The organism is Thiohalocapsa marina, from assembly GCF_008632335.1.
Lineage (GTDB): Bacteria > Pseudomonadota > Gammaproteobacteria > Chromatiales > Chromatiaceae > Thiohalocapsa > Thiohalocapsa marina.
The window spans coordinates 20,461-45,031 of record NZ_VWXX01000023.1 but is presented as its reverse complement, the minus strand read 5'-3'; the positions used below and the strand labels follow the sequence as shown (position 1 = coordinate 45,031).

At 66.5% G+C, this 24,571-nt stretch carries 22 protein-coding genes; 13 read left to right on the top strand and 9 right to left on the bottom strand.

All coding sequences use genetic code 11. From position 1 onward, the window contains the following. Positions 1 to 31: 31 nt before the first annotated feature. The 7 genes from F2Q65_RS13390 (at position 32) to F2Q65_RS13360 (ending at position 9,202) form a co-directional block, all read left to right on the top strand. Positions 32 to 598: a TRAP transporter small permease gene (locus F2Q65_RS13390; protein ID WP_150093919.1), complete on the top strand. Its 567-nt coding sequence runs from the start codon at positions 32 to 34 to the stop codon at positions 596 to 598. Beyond that, positions 595 to 1,995 (top strand): TRAP transporter large permease, encoded by a 1,401-nt coding sequence (locus F2Q65_RS13385; RefSeq protein ID WP_150093918.1) that lies wholly within the window; start codon positions 595 to 597, stop codon positions 1,993 to 1,995. Before F2Q65_RS13390 ends, F2Q65_RS13385 begins: the two co-directional genes overlap by 4 nt. Before the next feature lie 46 nt (positions 1,996 to 2,041). Then, entirely contained in the window at positions 2,042 to 4,315 is a 2,274-nt protein-coding gene (locus tag F2Q65_RS13380; RefSeq protein ID WP_150093917.1) for an NADP-dependent malic enzyme, read from the top strand. Between the two features lie 113 nt (positions 4,316 to 4,428). Then, on the top strand, positions 4,429 to 5,040 hold the full coding sequence (gene cbiM, locus F2Q65_RS13375) for a cobalt transporter CbiM (RefSeq protein ID WP_150093916.1): 612 nt from the start codon (positions 4,429 to 4,431) through the stop codon (positions 5,038 to 5,040). A gap of 111 nt (positions 5,041 to 5,151) precedes the next feature. Further along, entirely contained in the window at positions 5,152 to 7,644 is a 2,493-nt protein-coding gene (locus tag F2Q65_RS13370; protein WP_150093915.1) for a Lon protease family protein, read from the top strand. Next, the gene (locus F2Q65_RS13365) at positions 7,641 to 8,519 is read left to right on the top strand and encodes a universal stress protein (RefSeq protein WP_150093914.1); all 879 of its coding nucleotides are present in this window, start codon (positions 7,641 to 7,643) and stop codon (positions 8,517 to 8,519) included. Before F2Q65_RS13370 ends, F2Q65_RS13365 begins: the two co-directional genes overlap by 4 nt. A gap of 20 nt (positions 8,520 to 8,539) precedes the next feature. Further along, positions 8,540 to 9,202: a DUF502 domain-containing protein gene (locus F2Q65_RS13360; RefSeq protein WP_150093913.1), complete on the top strand. Its 663-nt coding sequence runs from the start codon at positions 8,540 to 8,542 to the stop codon at positions 9,200 to 9,202. Here F2Q65_RS13360 and F2Q65_RS13355 read toward each other — a convergent pair. The 7 genes from F2Q65_RS13355 to F2Q65_RS13325 all read right to left on the bottom strand — a co-directional run bounded on the left by F2Q65_RS13355 (position 9,187) and on the right by F2Q65_RS13325 (position 17,529). Further along, entirely contained in the window at positions 9,187 to 12,240 is a 3,054-nt protein-coding gene (locus F2Q65_RS13355; RefSeq protein ID WP_150093912.1) for an efflux RND transporter permease subunit, read from the bottom strand. The genes F2Q65_RS13360 and F2Q65_RS13355 overlap by 16 nt on opposite strands. Then, on the bottom strand, positions 12,237 to 13,364 hold the full coding sequence (locus F2Q65_RS13350; protein WP_150093911.1) for an efflux RND transporter periplasmic adaptor subunit: 1,128 nt from the start codon (positions 13,362 to 13,364) through the stop codon (positions 12,237 to 12,239). The genes F2Q65_RS13355 and F2Q65_RS13350 overlap by 4 nt, the downstream gene beginning before the upstream one ends. 221 nt (positions 13,365 to 13,585) lie before the next feature. Beyond that, complete coding sequence (locus tag F2Q65_RS13345) at positions 13,586 to 14,599, bottom strand: ABC transporter substrate-binding protein (RefSeq protein WP_150093910.1); 1,014 nt, start codon at positions 14,597 to 14,599, stop codon at positions 13,586 to 13,588. Positions 14,600 to 14,749: 150 nt separating this feature from the next. Beyond that, positions 14,750 to 15,040, bottom strand: a complete 291-nt coding sequence (locus F2Q65_RS13340) for an RNA recognition motif domain-containing protein (RefSeq protein WP_150093909.1) — start codon at positions 15,038 to 15,040, stop codon at positions 14,750 to 14,752. Between the two features lie 274 nt (positions 15,041 to 15,314). Next, positions 15,315 to 16,451 (bottom strand): cell division protein ZapE, encoded by a 1,137-nt coding sequence (gene zapE / locus F2Q65_RS13335; protein WP_150093908.1) that lies wholly within the window; start codon positions 16,449 to 16,451, stop codon positions 15,315 to 15,317. After that, the gene (locus F2Q65_RS13330; RefSeq protein WP_150093907.1) at positions 16,448 to 16,933 is read right to left on the bottom strand and encodes a hypothetical protein; all 486 of its coding nucleotides are present in this window, start codon (positions 16,931 to 16,933) and stop codon (positions 16,448 to 16,450) included. The genes zapE and F2Q65_RS13330 overlap by 4 nt, the downstream gene beginning before the upstream one ends. A gap of 65 nt (positions 16,934 to 16,998) precedes the next feature. Beyond that, the gene (locus tag F2Q65_RS13325; RefSeq protein WP_150093906.1) at positions 16,999 to 17,529 is read right to left on the bottom strand and encodes a protein disulfide oxidoreductase; all 531 of its coding nucleotides are present in this window, start codon (positions 17,527 to 17,529) and stop codon (positions 16,999 to 17,001) included. 53 nt (positions 17,530 to 17,582) lie between these two features. On the opposite strand from F2Q65_RS13325, the gene F2Q65_RS13320 reads away from it, so the two are divergent. After that, complete coding sequence (locus F2Q65_RS13320) at positions 17,583 to 18,281, top strand: rhodanese-like domain-containing protein (protein WP_150093905.1); 699 nt, start codon at positions 17,583 to 17,585, stop codon at positions 18,279 to 18,281. A gap of 35 nt (positions 18,282 to 18,316) precedes the next feature. On the opposite strand, the gene cysG is transcribed toward F2Q65_RS13320, so the two are convergent. After that, complete coding sequence (cysG, locus tag F2Q65_RS13315; protein WP_150093904.1) at positions 18,317 to 19,747, bottom strand: siroheme synthase CysG; 1,431 nt, start codon at positions 19,745 to 19,747, stop codon at positions 18,317 to 18,319. Positions 19,748 to 19,957: 210 nt separating this feature from the next. On the opposite strand from cysG, the gene F2Q65_RS13310 reads away from it, so the two are divergent. The 3 genes from F2Q65_RS13310 (at position 19,958) to dsrE2 (ending at position 21,271) form a co-directional block, all read left to right on the top strand. After that, positions 19,958 to 20,284 carry a rhodanese-like domain-containing protein gene (locus F2Q65_RS13310; RefSeq protein WP_150093903.1) on the top strand — a complete coding sequence of 109 codons (327 nt, stop codon included), beginning with the start codon at positions 19,958 to 19,960 and terminating at the stop codon, positions 20,282 to 20,284. Between the two features lie 173 nt (positions 20,285 to 20,457). Next, positions 20,458 to 20,688, top strand: a complete 231-nt coding sequence (locus tag F2Q65_RS13305; RefSeq protein ID WP_150093902.1) for a sulfurtransferase TusA family protein — start codon at positions 20,458 to 20,460, stop codon at positions 20,686 to 20,688. Between the two features lie 103 nt (positions 20,689 to 20,791). Continuing rightward, entirely contained in the window at positions 20,792 to 21,271 is a 480-nt protein-coding gene (dsrE2, locus tag F2Q65_RS13300; protein ID WP_150093901.1) for a sulfur carrier protein DsrE2, read from the top strand. A 212-nt stretch (positions 21,272 to 21,483) separates the two neighbouring features. Here the strand turns inward: dsrE2 and F2Q65_RS13295 are convergent, their stop codons facing one another. Then, entirely contained in the window at positions 21,484 to 22,800 is a 1,317-nt protein-coding gene (locus F2Q65_RS13295) for an OmpP1/FadL family transporter (RefSeq protein WP_150093900.1), read from the bottom strand. 321 nt (positions 22,801 to 23,121) lie between these two features. Here F2Q65_RS13295 and F2Q65_RS13290 point away from each other — a divergent pair, with 321 nt between their 5' ends. Together F2Q65_RS13290 and F2Q65_RS13285 are read left to right on the top strand one after the other, a co-directional pair. Next, positions 23,122 to 24,024 carry a selenium metabolism-associated LysR family transcriptional regulator gene (locus tag F2Q65_RS13290; RefSeq protein ID WP_150093899.1) on the top strand — a complete coding sequence of 301 codons (903 nt, stop codon included), beginning with the start codon at positions 23,122 to 23,124 and terminating at the stop codon, positions 24,022 to 24,024. Positions 24,025 to 24,149: 125 nt separating this feature from the next. After that, entirely contained in the window at positions 24,150 to 24,545 is a 396-nt protein-coding gene (locus tag F2Q65_RS13285; protein WP_150093898.1) for a hypothetical protein, read from the top strand. Positions 24,546 to 24,571 lie beyond the last annotated feature (26 nt).

Here is a 24,571-nt window from a genome sequence, read left to right as displayed (position 1 = left end):
GAGGTCCGGGGGACAGCGGAGAGGGGAGCGGATGTTCTTTCGAATCGTCAATCGGGTGGAGGAGGCGATCATCTCGTTGCTGCTGGTGGCCATGACGCTGCTGGTGTTCTGGGAGGTGATTCTGCGTTTCGGCTTCAGCACCGGCGTCAGCTGGGGGCAGGAGGCCACCCTGCATCTGTCCGCCTGGTTCGTGCTGTTCGGCGCGTCCTACGGGCTCAAGGTCGGCGCCCATATCGGCGTCGATGCCTTCCTGCGGCTGTTCGCGCCCCTGGGTCAGCGGCTGCTGACCGGGGTTGCGCTGATCCTGTCCCTGGCCTATTGCGGCCTGTTCATCTACGGCTCCTGGGTGTACCTGGCCAAGATGCACATGATCGGCATCGAACTGGAAGACATCCCGGTGCCGGCCTGGCTTGCCCACGGCATTCTGCTGGTGGGTTTCGTATTTTTGGGTATTCGGCTGCTGGAACTGTTCTGGCGGGTCATCGTTGGCCGCGCGACAGGTTTCGCGATGGTGGATGAGGCCAAGGAGAGCATGCAACTGGCCGATGAACTGCGTGCCGAGTCCGCGCCTGCGGCAACCGACGGAGGTGCCCGATGACCACGGCGGTCCTGTTCCTGCTGTTGTTTGGCTGCATGCTGCTGGGCATGCCCATCGCCATCGCGCTGGGTTTTTCCAGCATCGTGACCATCCTGCTGTTTTCCAGCGACTCCCTGGCCTCCGTGGCGCTGAAGCTGTTCGAGGCGGTGTCGGCGCACTACACGTTGCTGGCCATCCCGTTTTTCATCCTGTCATCCCAGTTCCTGTCCACCGGTGGCGTCGCCAAACGGCTGATCCGCTTCGCCGTCGACGTGGTCGGACACATCAAGGGCGGCCTGGCCATGGCCTCGGTGCTGGCCTGCATGCTGTTTGCGGCGGTGTCCGGCTCGTCTCCCGCCACCGTGGCGGCCATCGGTACCATCGTCATTGCCGGCATGGTGCGCTCTGGGTATCCCAAGGCCTTTGCCGCCGGCGTCATTGCCAATGCCGGCACCCTGGGCATCCTGATACCGCCGTCCATCGTCATGCTCGTCTATGCTGCGGCAACGGAGGTCTCGGCGGCGCGGATGTTCATGGCCGGCTTCATCCCGGGCATCATGATGGGGGGGTTGCTGATGCTGGCCATCTATGTGGTGGCGCGGATCAAGCAACTGCCGTCGCAGCCCTGGCCGGGCCTGCGCGAGGTGATGTCCGCCGGTTTCAGCGCCTCCGGCGGGATCCTGCTGATCGTCATCGTCCTGGGCTCCATCTATGGCGGCATTGCCAGCCCGACCGAGGCGGCGGCGGTGTCCGCGGTCTACGCCTTCCTGGTGTCGGTGATCGGCTATCGCGACATGGGGCCGCTGAAGGCGACGCCCTGGCGCAAGACGGGCGAGGGTGCTGCGGCCATGCTGGTGCGCAACGGCTGGCAGGTGCCGCTGGCCATCATGCGCAGCGTTGGTGACGACGAGGTGCGCAAGACCGTGCTCGACGGCGCCAAGGTCAGCATCATGCTGCTGTTCATCATCGCCAACGCGATGCTGTTTGCGCATGTATTGACCACCGAGCGCATCCCGCACCAGATCGCGGAGACCATCGTCGCCTACGGCATGGAGCCCTGGATGTTCCTGATCGTGGTCAACCTGCTGCTGCTGGCGGCGGGGAATTTCATGGAGCCATCCGCGATCCTGCTGATCATGGCGCCGATCCTGTTCCCGATCGCCACCCAGCTCGGTATTGACCCCATTCACCTGGGCATCATCATGGTGGTGAACATGGAGATCGGCATGCTGACGCCCCCGGTTGGGCTGAACCTGTTCGTCACCTCCGGCATCACCGGCGAGTCCATGGGCTGGGTGATCCGCGCAGTACTGCCCTGGATGCTGCTGTTGCTGGTGTTCCTGCTGCTGATCACTTATGTCCCGCAGATCTCGCTGTTCCTGCCAGAATACCTGGACAAGCTCCAGGGATACCGTTGAACACCAATCTTGACCGATCACGCATGGCACCCAGAGACCAGAGCGCATGTCAGACGAACTGAAAAAAAACGCCCTTGAATATCACCGCTTTCCGAAGCCGGGAAAACTCGAGATCAAGGCCACCAAGCCGCTGGCGAACCAGCGTGACCTGGCGTTGGCCTACTCCCCCGGTGTGGCGGCCGCCTGCGAGGAGATCGTTGCCGATCCGCTGACGGCGGCGCACTACACCGCCCGCGGCAACCTGGTGGCGGTGATCAGCAACGGCACCGCCGTGCTGGGGCTGGGCGCCATCGGCGGGCTGGCCTCGAAACCGGTCATGGAAGGCAAGGCGGTGCTATTCAAGGAGTTTGCCGATATCGATGTGTTCGATATCGAGATCGACGAGCGCGATCCGCAGCGGCTGATCGACATCATCGCCGGGCTGGAGCCGACCTTCGGCGGCATCAACCTTGAAGACATCAAGGCGCCGGACTGCTTCATCGTCGAACAGGCGCTGAAGGAACGCATGGGCATCCCGGTGTTCCACGACGACCAGCACGGCACGGCCATCGTCGTTTCGGCGGCCATCCTCAACGGGTTGCGCGTGGTGGGCAAGGACCTGTCGGAGATCCGGCTGGTGACCGCCGGCGCCGGTGCCGCGGCCCTGGCCTGCCTGGACCTGCTGGTCTCGCTGGGATTGCCCCGGGAGAACATCCTGGTCACCGACATCGCGGGCGTCGTCCACGTCGGGCGCACCGAGGAAATGGACCCCTACAAGGCAAAATATGCCGCCGATACACCGCATCGGACCCTGGAGCAGGCCCTGGACGGGGCGGACGTCTTTCTCGGCCTGTCTGCGGCCGGGGTGCTCAAGGCCGACTGGCTGCCGCGGATGGCCGACCGGCCGCTGATCATGGCACTGGCCAATCCGGTGCCTGAGATCCTGCCGGAACTGGCGAAGGCCGCCCGACCGGACGCCATCCTGGCCACCGGACGCACGGATTATCCCAACCAGGTCAACAATGTCCTGTGCTTTCCGTTCCTGTTCCGCGGCGCGCTGGATTGCGGTGCCACGGAGATCAACGAGCCCATGAAGCGGGCCTGCGTGGAGGCCATCGCCGATCTGGCGCGGCAACAGCCCTCGGACATCGTGCGCCAGGCCTATGGTGGCCAGGAATTGCGCTTCGGCGAGAACTACCTGATCCCCAAGCCGTTCGATCCGCGCCTGATGGAGCATGTGGCGCCGGCCATCGCCAAGGCGGCCGCGGAATCCGGCGTCGCCACCCGGCCCATCGCCGATCTGCAGGCCTACCGGCAATCGTTGCACCACCGCGTGTTCCGCACCGGCATGACCATGAAGCCGGTGTTCGATCAGGCGCGCACCGCGCTGCAGCGAGTGGCCTTCGCCGAGGGCGAGGACGATCGCGTGCTGCAGGCGGCGCAGCAGGCGGTGGAGCAGGGCATTGCGCGGCCGTTGCTGATCGGGCGTCGCGAGGTCATCGAGGCGCGCATCCGGGCGCTGGGCCTGTCGGTCTCGCCGGAGCGTGATCTGTCGATCCTGGATCCGCACCACAATCCCCGGCACGAGACCCATGTGGCGGCCTTCCTGCAGCGCGCCAAGCGGCGGGGCTATGCGCCGTCCGAGGCGCGGGAGCATCTGCGCAACAACAGCACGGCGCTGGGCGCCGTGCTGTTGCGCACCGGTGACACGGATGCCCTGATCTGCGGCGCGGTCGGGCGCTACAACCACCACCTCGAGCAGATCGAGACCGTGATCGGGGCCGCCACCGGCATCCATCGGCTGGCGGCCATGAACGGGGTGGTGCTGCATCAGGGCACGCTGTTCATCGCCGACACCCATGTGCAGGTAGAGCCTGATGCCGAGGCCATTGCCGAGATCACGCTGTTGTGCGCGCGGGAGGTCCGGCGCTTTGGCATCGAGCCCCGGGTGGCCTTGCTGTCGCACTCCAATTTCGGCACCCACCAGGACGCGGAGGCCAGCAAGATGCACCAGGCGGTCCGGCTGATCCGGCTTGCCGAGCCGGAGCTGGAGGTGGACGGCGAGATGCGTGCGGATCTTGCGCTGTTGGAGTCGGTGCGCGACGAACGTTTTCCGGGCTCCCTGCTGAATGGCAGTGCCAATCTGCTGATCATGCCCAACCAGGGCGCCGCCAATATCGCTTTCAACCTGCTCAAGGTGCTTGGCAATGCCGGGGGCGGCGGCACCACCATCGGTCCGCTGCTGGTGGGCGCGGCCCGCTCCGCCCATATCCTGACCCCCGGCACCACCGTGCGCGGCCTGTTGAATATGACCGCACTGGCTGCGGTGCGGGCTCAGTGATTCCTGCCGGGGCCCTGCGGTGAACCTCAATGACCCCTTCGGGCGCCTGCACCGGCGTGACGCATCGGCATATCAGCACCCGGGCCGGGAGCAACCCGAGCAGGAGCCATCCGGTGGCACACATCCCTGATGGCGTGCTCAGCGCACCGGTGCTGGTCACCGGCGCCGCGGTGTCCGTCGGACTGCTGGCACTGGCCTTGCGCCGGCTGGACGACCGCCACATCCCGCAGGCGGCGGTGCTGTCGGCGGCCTTTTTTGTCTCGTCCCTGGTGACGGTGCCGGTGGGACCGAGCAGCGTGCATCTGCTGCTGAACGGGCTGATGGGGCTCATCCTGGGCGTCACTGTGGTGCCGGCGCTGGCGGTGGCCCTGTTGCTGCAGGCCCTGATGTTCGGCTACGGCGGCGTGACGGTGCTGGGTGTCAACCTGATGAATCTGGCGCTGCCGGCGCTGCTGTGTGCCTTCCTGCTGCGGCCCTGGCTGGCGCGTGTGCCACCGCGTCGGGGCTGGCTGCCGGGGGCGGCGGCCGGTGCCCTGGGGGTGCTGGGTACCGGCGCGCTGGTGGCCGGCAGCCTGGCGCTCAGTGGTGAGGCCTTCGTGCCGGCGGCGGGGATCATCGCCATCAGCATGGTTCCGCTGGCGGTGGTGGAGGCGTTGATCAGCGCCGTCATCGTCGGCTTCCTGTTGCGGGTGGAACCGGGGCTGCTGCGGCCGGAGCACATGTAACGGTTCGGGCTGCCCGGGCCACGGCAGCCCTGGTCCGAAAATCGACGGACGCCGGGTCTATACTGGAAAGGCCGATTGCCGGTTCATGCTCCAGCCCCACACGAGTCCGCCATGACAGACACCGCCCTCCGCCCGGATCAGCTCTATCAGCGTTGCGATCCGCAGGATCTGGATTTCGACACCACGGCGGAGCTGACCCCACTGGACGGGTTCATGGGTCAGCAGCGTGCGGTGGATGCCTTGCAGTTCGGCATCGGCATGCGCCACAAGGGCTACAACCTGTTCGTGCTTGGCCCGTCGGGGATGGGCAAGCATGCGCTTGTGCGGCGCGAGGTGGAACGGCGCGCGGCAGAGGAGAAGGTGCCGGCGGACTGGTGCTATGTGTTCAATTTCGACGACATGCACCGACCCCGGGCGCTGCGTCTGCCACCGGGGCAGGGCGTCGAGCTGCAGCGTGACAGCGAGCAGCTGATCCGCGACCTCGGCGACGCCATCGTCGGCGTGTTCGAAAGCGACGAGTACCGCACTCGCGTGCAGTCCATGCACGAGGCCCTGGAAGAGCAGCAGGAGCAGGCCTTTTCCGAGATCCAGCAGCACGCCGAGGAAAAGGACATCGCGTTGTTGCGCACCCCCACGGGCATCACCCTGGCGCCACTGCAGAAGGGCAAGCCGCTGGGGCCACAGGAGTTCCACAAGCTGCCGGAGGAGGACCGCAAGCGCATCGAGCAGGACATCACCGCGCTGCAGGAAGACCTGCGCAGGGTGCTGCACCAGCTGCCGTTGTGGAAGAAACGCACCGACGAGCAGGTGGAGGCGCTGAACCACGAGCTGGCGAGCACGGCCATCGCGCACTTGTTCGAGGTCCTGGCGGAGAAATATGCCGAGCTGGAACCGGTGACCGCGCACCTGCAACAGGTGCAGGCCGATGTCATCGAGCACTATCGCGCCTTTCTGCCTGACCAGGACAACAAGCCGGCACTGCTCGGCCTGCAGCTGCAGCGCAACGAGGGGCCGCCCTGGCAGCGCCGGTATCAGGTGAACCTGTTGCTGGCGCACGACCGTGACGGCGGCGCCCCGGTGGTCTATGAGGACCTGCCGTCGTACAACAACCTGGTCGGGCGGGTCGAACACCGGGCCAACATGGGTGCCCTGGAGACGGACTTCACCCTGGTGCGCGCCGGTGCCCTGCACCGTGCCAACGGCGGCTATCTGGTGCTGGATGCGCTCAAGCTGCTGCTGCAGCCGTTTGCGTGGGACGGCCTGAAGCGCGCCCTGCAGGCGGGCGAGATCCGCATCGAGTCTCTCGGCCAGATCACCAGCCTGATCAGCACCCTGTCGCTGGAGCCGGAGCCGATCCCGCTGACGGTGAAGGTGGTGCTGATCGGTGATCGGCGCATCTACTATCTGCTGTCCATGCTCGATCCTGAACTGGACACCCTGTTCAAGGTGGCGGTGGACTTCGAGGACCGTTTCGAGCGCGATGCCGAGAGCACGCACCTGTATGCGCGGCTGATCGCGTCGCTGGTGCAGCAGGAGCGACTGCGGCCGTTCGACCGCGCCGGCGTGGCACGCATCGTCGAGCAGGGCGCCCGCCTGGCGGAGGACAATCAGCGCCTGAGCGGACACATGCGCTCGCTGGCGGATCTGGCACGGGAGGCTGATTACTGGGCCGGCCAGCACGGGCGGGCGCAGGTGGGCGCGGCGGAGGTGCAGCGGGCCATCGATGCGCAGATCGGCCGCGCCGATCGCATCCGTCGCCGTATCCAGGAGGAAATCGAGCGCGGCACCATCCTGATCGACATCGACGGCAGCCAGGTGGGCCAGGTGAACGGACTGGCGGTGATCGCCCTGGGCGGCTTCCGTTTCGGCCATCCGTCGCGCATCACCGCGCGCACCCGCCTGGGCGACGGCGAGGTGCTGGACATCGAGCGCGAGGCCAAGCTGGGCGGGCCGATCCACTCGAAGGGGGTGCTGATCCTGCAGGGCTTCCTGTCCGGTCGCTACGTGCCGCAACATCCGCTGTCACTGTCCGCCAGCCTCGTGTTCGAGCAGAGCTATGGCGGCGTGGAAGGTGACAGTGCCTCGTCGGCGGAACTCTACGCCCTGTTGTCGTCCCTGGCCCAGACCCCGATCCGGCAGGACCTGGCGGTGACCGGGTCGGTGAACCAGCAGGGCCAGATCCAGGCCATCGGCGGCGTAAACGAGAAGATCGAGGGCTTCTTCGACATCTGCGCCGCCCGGGGGCTGACCGGCACCCAGGGGGTCATCATCCCCAGCGCCAACGTCAAGCATCTGATGCTGCGGCAGGACGTGGTGGAGGCGGTGGCGCAGGGGCGGTTCAGCGTCCACGCCGTCTCCAGCGTCGATCAGGGCATCGCCCTGCTCACCGGGCTGCCGGCGGGCCAACGGGACGCCGACGGCGGCTTTCCACCGGACAGCCTGAACGGTCGGGTCGAGGCCCGGCTGATCGGCTATGCCGAGCGTTTGCAGGCGCTGGCGGCGGCGCGGAACGGGCGGTTGTCGGACCAGGCCCCGAATGATGCCCCGCATCAGGCGCCAGCCCTGGGGCGGCGCGGCAGTGGCGGTGAAGAGACGCCGTCGTGAACACCACCACCGCCCGCGTGCTGCCACGCCGGATCAGCGTGGTGCTGGATGCCGATGACCAGGACCCGCGGCTGCTGGGGCTGATCGCCGGCATGGCCGCCGCCCTCGAGGCCGAACTGGAGGGGGTGTTCGTCGAAAACGACCTGCTGTTGCGGGCCGTCGGTCTGCCGTTCGTGCGCGAATTCCGGCTCACCACACGCGCCGAAGCGGGGCTGGACGCCGCACGGCTGCAACAGGAATTGCGTGCGGTGGCGCGACGGGCGCGGGCATCGCTGCAGGCGTCCGCCCAGCACATCGGTTGCGCCTGGTCGTTCCGGGTCTGGCGCGGCGATGTGGAGGGAGAGATCCTCAGCGCCGTGAGCACGGCGGAGATGTTCCTGCTGACGCCGCGAGGGCGCTTTGCGCCGTCTGTCCGCGGGGCGGTGCCCCCGTTGCGCTTGCGGCCGGATTGGCGGTTGGGCCCGCGATCCGGATCACGGGCGGGCGCCATGGCTGGCGCGCAGGCAGAGTGGCCGGACCCGCGTGGACCACGCATCGGTGTGCTCTTCGATGGCTCCGCGGGGGCGACGCGGGCGCTGTCTGCGGCGGCGCAGATGGCCCGGCAACGTCCGGTGCGGCTCGAGGTGTTGCAGCAGGCGCAGGACGCCGAAGACGCCGAACGCCAGCGCCGGCAGGCCCGCACCACCTTGGGTGAACTGGCGGATGACGTGGAGATGGTGCCGCTGGTGTCTGCCGACACGGCCTCCATCCCGGGCGGCGGCACGGGGCGGAACTACGATCTGCTGATGCTCGACGCCGACAGTCAGCTGCTGCAGCGCGAGCCGCTGTGGCAGAGCCTGGCGCGGCTGCATTGTCCGCTGCTGATCGTGCGTTGAGGTCGCCGGGAGACAGCCTGATGCGTATCGCCTCGACCCTGGCCCGGTTGCGCAACCTGTTCCTGCAGGGCATTGCGCTACTGGCGCCGCTGGCCATCACCCTGGCGCTGCTGGTCTGGCTCGGCCGGTCCGCCGAGCAATGGATGGGTCAGCTGTTGCGGCAGCTGTTGCCGGAGGCCTGGTATCTGCCGGGCATGGGGCTGGCCGTCGGCATCGGCATCACCCTGGCGGCGGGGCTGTTGGCCAATCTGTTCCTGGTGCGCTGGCTGCTGGGACTGGCGGAACGTGTCATCGACCGCATCCCGCTGATCAAGACCTTGTTCCAGGGGCTGAAGGACGTGGCACGGTTTTTTGGCCGAAACGGCGATCGGCAGACCCTGGGGCGGCCGGTGGTGGTGGAGTTGCAGGGGGCGCGCCTGGTGGGCTTCGTCATGCAGGAGCCGGCACACCTGCCGCTGTCGGGGCAGGAGCAGGACGCGGACCACGGGCAAGGCTGCATCGCCGTCTACCTGCCCATGAGTTACCAGGTAGGCGGCTACACCCTGTATCTACGCCCCGACCAGGTCAGCCGGCTGGATGTACCCACGGACCAGGCCATGCGGGCGGTGCTGACCGGCGGGCCCCTGAGCGGTTCGCGTACGGCCCGGCGCGCCGGTTCGGCGAAGGATCAACCGGGGTCTTGAGCCTGCCGGACCTGCGGCGAGGCCAGCAGCACGTAGAAGGCCGGCACCACGAACAGGGTGAACAGGGTGCCGATGCCGAGACCGGTGGCAATGACCAGCCCGATGTCGAAGCGGCTGACCGCCCCCGGTCCGCTGGCGGTGAGTAGTGGGATCATCGCCACCAGCATGGCCAGCGTGGTCATCAGGATCGGGCGCAGGCGGATCCGGGCGGCGCGTTCCACTGCGGCACGCCTGTCCAGTTGCTCGTGCTGGCGCACCTGATTGGCGAATTCCACGATCAGGATGCCGTTCTTCGCAATCAGGCCCACCAGGGTGATCAGCCCCACCTGGGTGTAGATGTTGATGCTGGAAAAGCCGAGGAACAGGAATACCAGCGCCCCGGCAATGGACAAAGGCACCGACATCAGGATCACGAACGGATCGCGCCAGCTCTCGAACTGGGCGGCCAGGACCAGATAGATCACCAGGATGGAGAGGAAGAAGGTGGCCTCCAGCGCGCCGCCCTCGGCGCGGAACTGGCGCGATTCGCCCATGTAGTCCCAGCGCACGTTGCGCGGAAACAGCTCACCGCTGGTCTGCTCCAGGTAGTCCAGGGCCTCGCCCAGGGCCAGGCCTGGCGTCATGACGCCGCTCAGGGTGATGGAGTTCAGCTGCTGGAACTGGGTGCGCTTGGACGGGACAACGTCCTGCCGGATCTGCACCAGGGTCGACAGCGGCACCAGTTCGCCCTCGGCATTGCGCACGTGGTACTGCTCGATGGCGGTCATGTCGTTGCGCGCGCTCTGGTCCACCTGGGGGATCACCTGGTAGCTGCGCCCCGCCAGGCTGAACCAGTTCACCCGGTCCTGGTTCAGCATCACCCCCAGGCTGCGGCCCAGGTCCTGCATGTCGATGCCGAGGTCACCGGCCAGATCGCGGTTGATGTCGATGGTGATGCGCGGACGGGTGTAATCGATGTCTTTTTTCAGGAACAGGAACTTGCCGCTGGCCATGGCGGTGCCGACCAGCTGGTCGGCATAGCCGTCGAGCTCCTCGATCTCGAGGTCGGACACCAGCACGAACTCCACCGGCATGCCGCGCCCCGGCGATGGCAGGCTCGGCCGCGGGAAGACCACGGTCTGCAGCCCTGGTACCTGGTCCAGGGCCACCTGCAGCTGTGGCTGGATCTCCGTCTGCGAGCGCTCACGCTCGGACGGCTGGGCCATCTTGAAGCCACCGAAGGTCGCGGTTGTGTCGCCGCCCATGCCGGCGACGATGAAGCTCTCCTGGTATTCGGGAAACTGCTCGAACACCTGCTGCAGCTGCTGCACCGCCTCGACGCTGTAGTCGATGCTGGCGGTCTGCGGCGCGGTGCCGATGAAGAACAACACGCTCTGGTCCTCGGTGGGTGCCAGCTCCTTCTTGGTCATCCCGTACATGGCATAGATGCTGCCGATGACCACCACCGCCAGCAGGAGGGTGATGCCGGGGTACCTCAGCCAGCCGTGCAGGGCCTTGCCGTAGATGGTCGCCAGGCGTTGGAAGAACCGCTCCACGGCCTGCTCGAAGCGGCCCTGCTCCTTGCCGGCGTGCAGCACGCGCGCAGAGATCATCGGCGACAGGGTCAGTGCCACGATGCCGGAGATCAGCACCGCGGCGGCCAGGGTGAAGGCGAATTCCACGAACAGCGAGCCCACCAGCCCGCCCATGAAACCGATGGGGGCATAGACGGCCACCAGGGTCGTGGTCATGGCCAGGATAGGCAGACTGAGCTCGCGGGCAGCGTCGATGGCCGCCTCCAGGCCGGACTTGCCCATCTCGAGGTGACGGTGGACGTTCTCCACCACAACGATGGCATCGTCGACCACGACGCCGATGGCCAGCACCATGGCGAGCAGTGTCAGCAGGTTGATGGAGAAGCCCATCCACAGCATCAGAAAGCCGGCGCCGACGATGGACAGCGGCACCGCCACCGACGGCACCACCGCGGCGCGGATGGAGCCCAGGGACAGAAACACCACCAGCAGCACGATCAGCACCGCCTCGGCCAGGGTCTGGAATACCTCGCGGATGGATTCGGCGATGAATTCGCTGGCATCGTAGGGGATGTTTACCTCCAGACCTTCGGGGAACTGCCCGCGCAGGTCTGGCATCAGCGCATGCACGCGCTTGGCCACGTCCAGCGGGTTGGCACCCGGTGTCTGTTCCACCGCCAGGAAGATGGCGGGGATACCCTTGTACAGCGTGGCGGAGTCGTAATCCGCGGCGCCGAGTTCCACGTCCGCGATGTCGCTGAGGCGCACCAGGATGTCGTCCTCGGTGCGCACTACCAGGTTTTCGAAATCCCGGACGCTGCTGACATCCGTGGTGGTTTTGAGATCGATCTGAACCCGGTCGCCGCGCAGCTGGCCGATGCCGGCCAGGTAGTTGTTCGCCTCCAGTGCGCGGGAGACGTCGTCACCGGAGACCCCCAGCGAGGCCATGCGCGCCGGGTCGAGCCAGATGCGCATGGCAAAGGTCTGGTTGCCGAACAGCTCCGCCTTGGCCACCCCTTCCAGTGCCTGCAGTTGCGGCTGCACCACCCGGATCAGGTAGTCGGTGATCTGCGGCAGCGCCATGTCGCGGCTGTAGAAGGCCAAGTACATCAGCGCCGTGGCATCGCCGGTGGTGGAGTCGATGACCGGGTTCTGGGCCGCCTCCGGCAGCACGTTGAGCCGGCTGGCCACCTTGGCCTGGATCTCGGCGACGGCGGCATTGGGGTCGTAGTTGAGGCGCATGTTGGCCTCGATGACCGAGACCCCCTGGCTGCTGGTGGCGGTCAGATAGTCGATGCCGTCGGCCTCGGCGATGGCCTGCTGCAGCGGGGTGGTGATGAAGCCCTTGACCAGTTCGCTGCTGGCGCCGGGATAGACGGTGGTGATGGTGACCACCGTGTTCCTGGTCTCGGGATATTGGCGGACCTCCATACCGGCCAGGGCACGCAGGCCGAGGATGAAGATGAGCAGGCTGATGACGCTGGCCAGTACCGGCCGGCGGACGAAGATATCGGTGAACCTCATGGTGCCGGCGCCCCGGCGGGGGCCGGCGCCTGGTCGGCCGGTTTGTCGTCCTCGGCGATGCGCACCTGGTCACCGTTGCGGAGCTTCACATGACCCACTGCCACCACCCGTTCGCCGGCCTCCAGGCCGTCCAGGATCTCGATGCGGTCGGCGTGCACCTCGCCGGTGCGGATCTGCCGCCGCTGGACCTGCAGTTGGGGTTCCGTGTCGGTGTCCTTCTGCTGGATGACGAAGACGCTGTCGCCATAGGTGTTGAAGGTGATGGCCTCGCGCGGCAGGGTCAGCACCTGGTCGCGCGCGGGCAGCAGCGTCTCCACCTGGGCGAACATGCCCGGGCGCAGCTGCCGCTCGGGGTTCTGCAGCAGTGCGCGTACCCGGACATTTCGGGTGTTGCGATCGAGCGTCGGATTGATGGCCTGGATCTGCCCCTCGAACATCTGCCCCGGGTAGGCGGTGACGGTGATCCGGACCGTCTGGCCGGTGTGCAGCCTGGCCAGGTGCCGCTCCGGCAGCGCGAAGTCGACGTACACCGGGTCCAGGGCCTCGAGTTCGACGATGGCGGACCCGGCGGGCAGGAACTGGCCCAGGTCCACGCGCCGGATGCCCAGCTGGCCGTCGAACGGGGCGCGGATGGTCTTCTTCTCGATCAGGGCGCGCTTGGCCTGCACCTGGGCCTTGGCCTGGGACACCTGGGCACTGATCTCGTCGAAGTCGTCCTGGGACACGGCGCGGTCACGCAGCAGCTTCTGGTTGCGCTTGAGCTGGGTCTCGGCCAGCTCCAGCGACGCCATCAGGCCCGCCAGATCGGCCGCATCCACCTCGGTATCCAGTTGCACCAGGGGCTGTCCGGCCTGCACCAGGTCACCGGACTCGAACAGGATGTTCTGCACCTGTCCGGCGACCTGGTTGTTAACCAGCACGCCCTGGGCGCCCTGCACATCGCCGACGGAGTGCAGCCGCGGTTGCCAAGTGCTGGTCTCGACCCGGGTCGCCAGCACGGTCTTGGGCGGTGCCGGTTGCGAGAACAGGGCAATCTGTCCCTGGATCTGCTGGAACTTGAGGTAGCCGAGACCGGCGAGCAAGGCGGCGAGAAACAGCAGGACGAGGAGAAGGCGCTTGATCATGGTGTGTCGGTTCGAGACTGGGTTCTAGACGGGGTTCGAGACGGTATGACCGACAGGGGGTTGAGTGTCGCAAAATCTCATATTGTGACATGAGCCGCACCAGTACGACGCGACATGGATCAACCCGACAGTACTGAGGCAGCGCTTGGCCAGTTCGAGTCCAGTTCTGGGCGGCCGCCGCCCCGGTGGCTGGGCGGGCCTTGTTACCGATGGGCGCGGGGTCAGCGGGCGGCGGGATCCGGTTCCAGCGGAGCGAAGCGGGTGAATGTCGGCGGCTGGTCGATCAGGCCGGCCGCACGCAGGGTGCGGACGCTGTCGTCGAAGGCGTCCGGGTCCAGCGCGCCGGCCTGTTGTGCCGAGGCCCTTGGCGGGAAGATCGCCTTCAGCATGTGCGTGAGCATCCAGCGCTCATGCGGGCGATTGGCCGGAATGCCGGCATCCCGGGCCTGTGCCAGCACGAGGTCGATGGCCTCTTCGGGGTGCGTCCGGGCATGGGCCCAGCCCGCCAACGTTGCCTGGCGCAGGGCGAGCGCCTGCTCCGGATGCCGTGCGATCCAGTCGGCGCGTGCGTACAGGCCGTCTTCCGGAAAGCCGAAGCCGAAGTCGCGCATGCGAAAGCGGGTAAGCTTGTCGTAGTCCACGCCCGCCTGCCAGATGTGGTGCAGCTCGTTGTATTCCATGGCCGCGCAGGCGGCTACGCCCTGATCGAGAAACAGGTTGATGGAGCCATGTTGGGGGATCACCTTCGGCTCGACGCCCTGAGCGTCGAAAAAGGCCGCGAAGCTGGCGGAAAAGGCGCCCTGCCAGTGGCTGACCAGCCGGCCGTCGAGGTCCTCGGCCTGTTCGATGCCCAGCCCTTTCCAGGCCACCAGCATCAGGTTGGAGTACTGCACCAGTTGCGCCACCTGCGCCAGGCCATTGGTGTCCGGCGTGTCAGCGGCGGCGATCAGGGCGTCGGCGAGAAAGGCGGTAGCCAGGTCCGCGTCACCGGACTGCAGCAGTTGCAGCGAGGAGCGCTCGCTGTCGGCGTGCAGCAACCGGACGTCGAGCCCGGCCTTGGCATACAGGCCCCGGGCCTGGGCGACATAGAATCCGGCAAACTGACTCTGCGGTGTCCACTGAAGGGCCAGTTGCAGGGGCGGGGGTGAATTCGATGGTGAACCCGATGCAGCGGTGTCGGCGAGGACCGCCGGCCAGCCCGGTATGAGCAGCAGTAGCAACAGCAGCAGTTTCATCGTGGTTTCGGCAATCGGAACCGCCAAAATGAAAAGGCCAGCGTAGCCTGTGGCTGCGCTGGCCTTGGTGGCCGCACGAGCACGGGGTCGGTCGGATCCCGGGCCAGGCAAGCTGGCCACGGGACCCGGGCGGCCCCGGCCTTTCAGTGCTTACCAGCGGCGACCGCCGCCGCCACCACCGCTGCGCGGACCGCGGTCGCTGCGCGGCTTGGCCTGGTTGACGCGGATCGGGCGGCCTTTCAGCGGCTGCTCGTTCAGGGCCTTGATGGCCGCGTCGGCCTCGCTGTTGTTCGGCATCTCGACGAAGCCGAAGCCTTTGGACTCGCCAGTGAACTTGTCGGTGATCAGATTGGCGCTCTCGACTTCGCCGAAGGCGGCAAAGGCCTCGCGTAATTCGTCCTGGGTAACGCCGTAGGCCAAATTGCCAACATAGATATTCATCAGATTAAGGTCTCTCTAGGAAAGCACGCATCGTAGGAACAGTGAAGTCCCAGCCCGACCGATGCGCCAATCGGGCATGGGATTTGCGGAGGCGACGAATCGCCTGCCGAAATCGGGAATAAAACCGTGGGGATGTCCTCGATTATTCTTGCCGTGACGTCTGGTTCACGCCACCTTGATTTTCGTACAGCATACAGACATGACGGCGGCAGTGAAAGCGAAATCATCAACACCGTTTGATTTTTTTTGATCGCGCATCGCTGGCGTCTTTCCGTCAAGCCAGATGCGGCCGCGCGAGATACTGCCGCGACTGCATCTCGATCAGGCGGCTGCGGGTACGCTGGAATTCGAACGCCAGATCGCGGCCCTGGTACAGGGTCTCGGGCGGTGCCTCGGCGCTCAGTATCAGCTTGACGTTGCAGTCGTAGACCGCGTCGATGAGGCTGATGAGCCGATGCGCGATATTGGTGTGCTCGTCGCCGAGCCGGCGCACATGCGACAGCAGCAGGGTATGAAAACAGCGCGCGACTTCCACATAGTCCAGCTTCGAGCGCGGGATATGGCAGATGACGTCGAAGTCGAACCAGACCACGCCGTCGTCCCAGGCGACCGCGGGAATCGCCCGATCATTGATGGTGACCGGCTCCCCACGCCGGCGGCGTGGCGTGCTGAGGGCGTCGAACTGCCGCGCCAGCGCCTGCTCGGCGGCGTCGTTCAGCGGGCTGAGGTAGGTGGAGGCCTGCTCCAGCTGACGCAACCGATAATCCGTGGGGCTGGCCAGTTCCAGCACCTCGCAATGGCGCTGCATGAGGTCGATGGCCGGCAGGAAACGGTCGCGCTGGAGTCCGGCCCGGTAGAGGCCGTCCGGCGGGATGTTGGATGTGGTCACCAGAGTGACTCCATGGTCGAACAGGGCCTTCAGCAGTCCGGCCATGATCATGGCGTCGGTGATGTCATTGACCTGCATCTCGTCCAGGCACAGTACCCGACAGCGGCTGGCGGTCTCGGCGCCGATGATGCGCAGCGGGTCGGGCTGGCCCTTGAGCCGGTTGAGGTCCGCGTGAACCCCCTGCATGAAGCGGTGGAAATGGACCCGTCGCCTGTCCGCTGAGGGCAGGGCGGCGACGAACAGATCCATCAGCCAGGTCTTGCCGCGACCGACGCCGCCCCAGAGGTACAGCCCCCGGACGCCGGATGGCTCGTCGGCCTGCCGGCGGCGCAGCAGGCGCGCGAGCCGACCGGGCGTTGCCCTCGATGCCGACGGCTGCTTCAGCAGTGCGTCATAGAGCCGGCTCAGACGCTGCGCCGCCGCAGCCTGGGCCGGATCCGGCTGAAATGCCCCGTCGGCGATGGCCGCCTGGTAAGCGGATGCCGGATCAATGGCCGCGGAGGGCCCGACCGCTGACGTCATGGCCGGCTGGCCGGGTTGCTTGGCGAGGCGCCTGGCGTCGGTGCAGCGGCGTTGCTGTCGCCGCTGCTGCTGTCGCCGGTGCGACAATCCGGCGGCAGGCCGTTGGCCAGTCGCTCGTTACGGGCCACATCGAGGAACAGGCGGATGTCCCGCTCCCGGCGCTCTTCGGTCAGCGGGCGCCCCTTTACCGACTCCCAGGCGGCCGCGATGCGCGGATAGAGCACCTCCGCCGCGGCGATGTCGCCCTGATCGCGCAGAATGGCCGCCTGCAGCAGCAGCGCCTTCTGGGCGTTGTGTTCGGTGCCCCGGGCGATGGCGTTGTCGGTCATCTGCAGGGCTTGGTCGTGACGGCATTTTCCCAGGGCCAGCAGGGCCATGCGGTTGTCGGCGCCCAGGGGGTCATCGCCGCAGCCTGTCAGCAGCAGGCTGCCGCCAAGACCGAGGCCGATGACAAGGAGCAAGGATCGGGTGGGGGAGTGCATGGGGTTCGGGTCCTTTGGCTTGGAGTCCTTCGGCAAATGGGCGGGCGCGACGGGATCGGCTCGGGTCAGTCCAGTTGCGAGGCGGCCCAGAGCCGGCCGCGAAGGCCGGCGCCGGTGCTGTAGCCGGGGCTGGTGAAGCGGATCTCGCCGGCGCCGTCGAGGATGAAGCTCGCCGGCACGGCATGCACGCCCCAGGCGCTGGCGATGGCGCCGGACGGGTCCGGGATGGTGGCGAACCGGAGTCCCTGCTGCTGCAGGTAGGCATCCACCTCCGTCCGGCTGCCGGACTGCATCGCCACGGTGATCACGGCATGGTCCTGGCTCACCGCCTCGATGGCGCCGGCCTGGAGCTTGCAGACCGGACACCAGACGGCCCAGAAGTGCACCAGCACCGGCTGCCCGCGCCAGTTGCGCAGGTCGAACGACTCGCCGGCCAGCGTGGTCCCGCGCAAATCCGGGGCGTCATCACTGGCCATCGAGCGTGACTGATACCATTGTATGCCGAAGTAGACGACGATGACGATCAGCAGATTGATGAGCCATCCGCGGGCGCGCTGCCAGCGCCGCGGGGTGGGTGTGGTGCTGGAAGGGGTCATCGGCCGGCTGCCATTCCATTTGGCGGAGCGGAGAACAAAACAGGAGGAGGGGCATGAAACGCATACATGATGTCTGGCTGCTGTCGCTGCTGATGGGCGGCTGGACCGCCGCGGTGCAGGCGGCGGATCCGTCGGATGGCGTGTTCGATCTGGAGCGGCTGGATGTTCGCATTACCGAGTCGCTGTCGCATCTGACCGTCGAGCATGCCGGCGAATCGGTGCTGTTGATGCGTCATCAGGACCCGGGGCACACCATCCAGCCGCCCTACGGCCTGACCTCGCGGGCCTGCCCGCCGTTCTGCATCCAGCCGATGCAATTGGCGCCGGGGGTCGAAACCATCGGCGAGCTGGAGCTGATCGGCTTCCTGCGCCGCGCCGGCGACGGGGATCAGGGCGTGCTGGTCATCGACTCACGCAGTGCCGAAGAGGTGGCCCGGGGCACCATTCCCGGCAGTGTCAACATCCCCTATAGCAGTCTGGACCCGGCCTATGCGAGCGCAGAGCAGATCGCCGAGTTGCTGCAATTGGAGTTCGGTGCCGCCCGTGGCGATGGTATCTGGAACTTCGACGGCGTCAAGACGCTGGTGTTCTTTTGCAACGGCCCCTGGTGTGGTCAGTCGCCCACCAACATCAAGGCCCTGACGGGCATGGGCTACCCGGCCCATCGGCTGAAATGGTATCGGGGCGGCCTGCAGGCCTGGGAGTCCCTAGGATTGACCACGGTGCGCGCGGGGGCAAACGCAGCGCAGTAGATCGCCGCCCGGCCCGGGCACGCCCCGCCGGGGCTTCAGGCCCCCGGCAGCACCGGCGTGGTGGCGCCTTGGGCGGGGTCGCGGGTGGTGGTGAACCAGCCCAGCTTCTCCCGTAGCTTCACCACCTCGCCCACGATCACCAGCGTCGGCGGCTCCGGCGGGTCTGCCTGCACCCGTTCGATGATGTTCGACAGGGTGCCGGCGTAGATCTTCTGCATGTGCGTGGTGCCTTGCTGGATCAGGGCCACGGGCATGTCCGGCGACACGCCGTGCTGCTGCAGTCGGTCGACGATGATCGGCAGGCCGACCAGACCCATGTAGAAGACCACGGTCTGGTTGGGCTGGGCGAGCTGCGGCCAGTTCAGGTTCATGCTGCCATCCTTGAGATGGCCGGTGACGAAGGTGACCGACTGCGCATGGTCGCGATGGGTCAGCGGGATGCCGCCATAGCAGGCGCAGCCGCTGGCGGCGGTGATGCCGGGGACCACCTGGAACGGAATGCCCTCCGCAGCCAGGGTGTCGATCTCCTCGCCGCCCCGACCGAAGATGAAGGGATCGCCGCCCTTGAGCCGTAGCACCCGATGTCCCTGTTTCGCCAGGCGTGCCAGCAGCCGATTGATCTCTTCCTGGCGCATGGTGTGCTGGTTGCGCTGCTTGCCGACATAGATGTGCTCGGCGTCGCGCCGCACCATGTCGATGATCGGCTTGGCCACCAGGCGGTCGTACACCACCACGTCGGCCTGCTGCATCAGGCGCAGGGCGCGGAAGGTCAGCAGGTCCGGATCGCCGGGGCCGGCGCCGACCAGGTAGACCTCGCCCATGTCGGTTGGATCACCGTCCGCGGCCAGGGCCCGCTCCATGGCTGCATCGGCCTCTTCGAGATGGCCGGAGAAGACGCGCTCGGCGACCCCGCCTTGCAGCACTTGGTCCCAGAATCGGCGCCGGTCACGCTGGCGCACGAAGCGGTCCTTGACGCGATCGCGATAGCGGCTGCACAGGTCCGCCAGCCGGCCATAGCCCGCCGGCACCAGGGACTCGAGCCGGGCCCGGATCATGCGCGCCAGCACTGGCGATGCACTGCCGGTGGACACTGCCACCACCACCGGCGAGCGGTCGATGACCGAGGGCATGATGAAGGTGCAGTCGGCGGGCTGATCGGCCACGTTCACCGGCACGTTGGCGGCCCGCGCCAGGGCGCCGATGCGCCGATTCACGTCGCGGTCATCGGTGGCGGCAACAGCCAGGCGGACGTCGTCGAGGTCGCTGTCCTCGAACGGCCGTTGATGCCAGTCGATCTGCGGCAGTCCCACCAGCGGCTCCAGTTCCGGCACCAGCCGGGGCGACACCAGGCGGATGTGCGCGCCGGCCCGGCGCAGGTTCTCCAGCTTGCGATGCGCAATCGGGCCACCGCCGGCCACCAGGCAGGGCTGATTCTTCACGTCGAGGAAAATGGGTAGGTATTCCATGGGTTCGGGTCACCGATTTCGGGCAATGGGGCAATCGGCCCCGCCGCACTGGTGCGGGGCATGGCGCGGGAGCCTGGGCGCGAGGCCCGGGAGCGAGGCTGGGCGCGAGGCCGAGGGGTGTTTTCTCGCCGCCGCGACGATGCCACGCTTGCCGTCTCTGTCACGACTCATTAATATACTGAAATACTTGGCTAAGGGGTAGTTCATCTAGTGGTCAACGAGATCGATTCCGAAACCCTTCAGGCGCGGCTCGCGGCGGGCGAGGATCTGCTGCTGGTGGATGTGCGGACCGCGGCCGAGGTCGCCCAGGGCGCGATCCCGGGGGCGATGCACATCGAGATGCATCTGCTCCCCCTGCGGGCCGCGGAACTGCCGAAGGACAAGGACGTGGTGCTGTACTGTCGCAGCGGCGCGCGATCCCATCACTGTTGCCAGTTCCTGGAGCAGCAGGGCATCGGCAACAGTCTGAATCTGCGCGGCGGCATCATCGCCTGGGCGCGGCACGGCTACCAGATCGGCCGGCTTGACGCGGCCTGAGCAGACGTCGCCCCACGCTGGCAATGGGCTCATCGCACGAGCCCGGCTTGCGCCCATGTTGCGCCCGCCTTGCACTCGGCTTCCGTTTGGCCTATAACCCAGACCCTTTGCCGATGCCCCGCTGACGGCGTGGTGTCGGCGTCTTTCCACAAAAACGCCGGAGGTTACACGACATGGCAGACTTCGATCAGGAACTGGATGCAAGCGGTCTGAATTGCCCACTGCCCATTCTGCGGGCCAAGAAGACCCTCAACGGCATGGAGGGCGGTCAGGTGCTGCACGTCATCGCCACTGATCCCGGGTCGGTGAAGGACTTCGACGCCTTTGCCAAGCAGACCGGCAACGAGCTCATGGAGTCGAAGGAAGAGGGCGGCAAGTTCCACTTCCTGATCAAGAAGAGCTGATCCAGAAGGGCTGATCAAGAAAAAAGCCGATCAGGACACTCTGACCAGGCGCTGGAACATAATAACCGGACTCCGCCCGGTCGGGGTCCATCAGGAGGCACCGATGGATGAAAAGAAACTGGCGATCATCGCCACCAAGGGCTCGCTGGACTGGGCCTATCCGCCATTCATTCTGGCGTCCACGGCCGCGGCCCTGGGCTACCAGACGCAGATCTTCTTCACCTTCTACGGCCTGCAACTGCTGAAGAAGGATCTCACGCTGGAGGTCTCGCCGCTGGGCAATCCCGGCATGCCCATGCCCATGGGCATGGACAAGTGGTTCCCGGTGCTCGGCACGGCGCTGCCTGGCATGCAGTCCGTGATGACCAAGATGATGAAGCAGAAGATGAAGTCAAAGGGCGTCGCCAGCGTCGAGGAGCTGCGCGAGCTCTGCCAGGAGGCCGAGGTGAAGTTCATCGCCTGCCAGATGACGGTGGACCTGTTCGACATGGACACCTCGGCCTTCATCGACGGCATCGAGTATGCCGGAGCGGCGGCCTTCTTCGAGTTCGCCGGCGACAGCGATATCTGCCTCTACATCTGAACAGGCGCGTTGGTTCGGTCTGCACGGTCGGTCTGCTTCAACCGTCAGAGCGATCCGACAGCATGCCCCGCCTGATCGATTGGTCCTGCTCGAAATCATTCGGGCGCCTGCCGCTGATTGGTCGTCGCCGAGCGCAGAAAAAAAGGCCGCCCAATGGGCGGCCTTGAAGGTTGCGCGACGGGCGTCGCGCGTTGGGGGAATCGGGGCCGGCGTCAGAACAGATCGAACCGCTTGCTCACCTCGAGGCCGACCAGGTGGGCATGGGCCTCGTACTTGCCGGCCACGGCATCGGTGCCGTTGATCTCAGGGCCCGCGCCGGCATAGGGCCGGCTGCCGCGGACGTCTCGCTCCGAGATCATCACGTACATATAGCCGGCCTCCACCTGCCAGCCATCCTGCAGCGCGTGGCTGACGCCAAGGCTGAACAGGTGACGATCGTTGTCCGGGATGCGGGGGCTGAAGTAGTCGTCTTCTTGTCCGGTCTCGTCGTAGGAGTAACCAAATCGCAGCTGCGTCTGGTCGGTGAGCTGATAGGTGGCACCCAGACGGTAGGCGTTGGCGTCGCTCCAGTCGTTGGTGTCCTGCACGATGGTGTCGCCGTTCAGGTCGCCGATGACCTTGATCTCCTTGAACTCGCTCCAGCCGGTGCGGGTCCAGTCCACTTCAACCGCCAGTTGTGGCGTGACCTCGTAGCGGATGCCGAGCTGCAGCCGCCAGGGCAGGTCCAGGTCCAGTTCGCCGCTCTGGCTGGGGGCGCTGAACTGGGTGGCGACCAGGTTCGAATCGAGCACGGAATAGGTGCCGTCCAGTTCGACGGTGGCGGCGGAATGGAAATTGATGCCAAGGCTCAGGGCATCCTTGACATACAGGGCGCTGACATTGAAGCCCAGGCCCGTGCCGTCACCCTCGAGCTGAGTGATGGACGAGTTGAGCTGCGCCGACTTGCCCCAGTAGATGTCCGCGCCGGCGGACAGCGCAAGATGCTGGTTGACCCGGTAGGTGGCGGTTGGGTTGATGTCCACGATCTCCAGCTCGCTGGCAGTGGGTTGCGGGCTCAGCGGGATCGTGTTGCCAGCAGGGAAGGGCGGACTCGGCAGTGGCGCGGAGTTGGTCAGCGCCGGAAAGGTGCCTGTCTCCCAGCGCGTCTCCAGGCCGAAGGGGGCGGTGACGCCCAGGCCCACCGACCATTGATCGTTGATGCGCAGGGCGGCCTGCAACATGGGGGCGGCCAGCCAGTCGGCGCCGGCGCTGTCGTGGCTGCCGCTGTCGGTGCGCACGCTGAAGTCCGGGCCGATCATCAGGGCACCGACGGCCAGGGAGCTCTGGTCGTGGAACGCCATGGCGGCGGGGTTGTAGACAAAGGCGCCGATCTCGTCCGGGTTGGCGACCATGGCATTGGCGGTGCCGAGGCCGGCGACCGAGGATTCAGGCACCGCAAACCCGGACGCCTGTGCCGCGGGACCGGCTGCGAGGGCGGTGAGCAGAGCCGCCGGAAGAGCGGCGCGGCGAAAGCGTCGATGCGTTGTCAAGGGAGGTCCTCCTCGTCGTGGTCGGGCTGGTCGCTGCGGCCCGGGGCCTGCCGCGTCCGACGGTTGTTCTGGTGCTCACGCTGGAGCTCGCTCTCGGGCGTGGTAACTATACGCCAGTTTGTTGTTGATTTTCAAGCGATGTGGTGCTTTTCAACAAAAGGCGTTGTATTTGCGACATTTCTGCCGTCACAGGCCAGCAGCACCCTGCGGGAGCTGAACGGGTCCTGGGCTAAACCCGCGTGAAAGTCGATGAAACCCCCCGGAGGTCTGGGCGTTGTGCTATAAGCTCCGCTTATCGAGACCAAGGCGAGGGGGTGGTGCATGGCAGACCGCAGACTGCAGGTGTTCTATACCGTGGCGCGGCTGTTGAGTTTCACCAAGGCGGCCGAGACCTTGCACATGACGCAGCCGGCGGTGACCTTTCAGGTGCGCCAGCTCGAGGAGCACTTCAACACGCGGCTGTTCGACCGGACGCACAACCGGATTAGCCTGACGGATGCCGGGCGGCGGGTGTTCGAGTACGCCGATCGCATCTTCGAGCTCTATGCCGAGATGGAAAACGGCGTGCGCGAGCTCACCGGCGAGATCAGCGGCGCGCTGACCATCGGCGCCAGCACCACCATTGCCGAATACATGCTGCCGACGCTGCTGGGCGACTTCAACAACCGCTACCCGGAGGTGTCGATCCACCTCAAGGTGTCCAACAGTGAGGGCATCGTGTCGATGGTCGAGAACAACGCCATCGACCTGGGCGTGGTGGAGTCGCCGGTGGGCAACAAGAACCTCGTCGTCGAGCCCTGCAAGCAGGATCAGCTGGTGGCCATCGTGCCGCCGGGGCATCCGTTGTCCGGGCGCGGCCAGATCCCCTTCCACGATCTGCTGGAATACCCGTTCATCTGCCGCGAGGAGGGGTCTGGCACCCGCGAGGTCATCAACGACTACCTGGGGGCGCTGCCAGACTGCGCCGCCGGTCTGAAGGTGGCGATGGAACTGGGCAGCCCGGAGGCGGTCAAGGGGGCGGTGGAGGCCGGTATGGGCGTGTCCGTGGTCTCCCGGGCGACGGTTCAGAAGGAACTGCGACTGCAGACGCTGAGTATCCTGACGCTGGACCCGCCGCTGTTCCGCCCGTTCTCTTTCGTGCATCAGAAGCAGAAGTTCAAGCTGCGGGTGATGGAGGAACTGCTGGAATTCGCCCGCGCCTACTGCAAGTTGCAGACAGACTAGCCCGCCCGCCGGGGTCGATGCGACGCCCCGCGCGCCCGCCAGTCGGTGTCCCGCGACGGCCGACACCGAAGCCGCGAAAACCGACATCGCATTTGCACCACTCATGAGCTTCTGCAGGCCAGGCCATGCTTCCTGACATCCGCTCCAACGCCGAGCGCAGGCTCGGCAAGCTGTTCCGCGCCCTGGACGGGCCGAATCGCGAGACCCTGTTGGCGTTCGCCGAGTTTCTGGCACAGCGTGCGTCCGCCTCGTCCCCGGTAGAGGTGCAGCCCACCACGCCGCGGCCGGAATCGCGGCCGGCGGAGGAAACCGTGATCGCCGCCATCAAGCGCCTGCGGCGCACCTACCCGATGCTCGACGGGGGTACAATGCTCAGCGAGACCTCGACGCTGATGGCGGCGCATGTGCTGCACGGGCGAGACGCCCAGGCCGTGATCGATGAACTGGAGCAGCTGTTCGCGTCGCGCTTCGATGCGCACGACAGCGGCAACGGCGCGCCGGACGACCCGTCGGGGACCTGAACAAACCGGAGTGCGGAAACCGCGCC

Coding starts and splice junctions, on each gene's coding strand:
- F2Q65_RS13305 (WP_150093902.1), top strand. CDS start 20,458: ATGGCAGACTTCGATCAGGAACTGGATGCAAGCGGTCTGAATTGCCCA.
- F2Q65_RS13350 (WP_150093911.1), bottom strand. CDS start 13,364: ATGATCAAGCGCCTTCTCCTCGTCCTGCTGTTTCTCGCCGCCTTGCTC.
- F2Q65_RS13285 (WP_150093898.1), top strand. CDS start 24,150: ATGCTTCCTGACATCCGCTCCAACGCCGAGCGCAGGCTCGGCAAGCTG.
- F2Q65_RS13290 (WP_150093899.1), top strand. CDS start 23,122: ATGGCAGACCGCAGACTGCAGGTGTTCTATACCGTGGCGCGGCTGTTG.
- cysG (WP_150093904.1), bottom strand. CDS start 19,747: ATGGAATACCTACCCATTTTCCTCGACGTGAAGAATCAGCCCTGCCTG.
- F2Q65_RS13325 (WP_150093906.1), bottom strand. CDS start 17,529: ATGACCCCTTCCAGCACCACACCCACCCCGCGGCGCTGGCAGCGCGCC.
- F2Q65_RS13355 (WP_150093912.1), bottom strand. CDS start 12,240: ATGAGGTTCACCGATATCTTCGTCCGCCGGCCGGTACTGGCCAGCGTC.
- F2Q65_RS13370 (WP_150093915.1), top strand. CDS start 5,152: ATGACAGACACCGCCCTCCGCCCGGATCAGCTCTATCAGCGTTGCGAT.
- zapE (WP_150093908.1), bottom strand. CDS start 16,451: ATGACGTCAGCGGTCGGGCCCTCCGCGGCCATTGATCCGGCATCCGCT.
- F2Q65_RS13320 (WP_150093905.1), top strand. CDS start 17,583: ATGAAACGCATACATGATGTCTGGCTGCTGTCGCTGCTGATGGGCGGC.
- F2Q65_RS13385 (WP_150093918.1), top strand. CDS start 595: ATGACCACGGCGGTCCTGTTCCTGCTGTTGTTTGGCTGCATGCTGCTG.
- F2Q65_RS13330 (WP_150093907.1), bottom strand. CDS start 16,933: ATGCACTCCCCCACCCGATCCTTGCTCCTTGTCATCGGCCTCGGTCTT.
- F2Q65_RS13360 (WP_150093913.1), top strand. CDS start 8,540: ATGCGTATCGCCTCGACCCTGGCCCGGTTGCGCAACCTGTTCCTGCAG.
- F2Q65_RS13345 (WP_150093910.1), bottom strand. CDS start 14,599: ATGAAACTGCTGCTGTTGCTACTGCTGCTCATACCGGGCTGGCCGGCG.
- F2Q65_RS13390 (WP_150093919.1), top strand. CDS start 32: ATGTTCTTTCGAATCGTCAATCGGGTGGAGGAGGCGATCATCTCGTTG.
- F2Q65_RS13340 (WP_150093909.1), bottom strand. CDS start 15,040: ATGAATATCTATGTTGGCAATTTGGCCTACGGCGTTACCCAGGACGAA.
- F2Q65_RS13380 (WP_150093917.1), top strand. CDS start 2,042: ATGTCAGACGAACTGAAAAAAAACGCCCTTGAATATCACCGCTTTCCG.
- dsrE2 (WP_150093901.1), top strand. CDS start 20,792: ATGGATGAAAAGAAACTGGCGATCATCGCCACCAAGGGCTCGCTGGAC.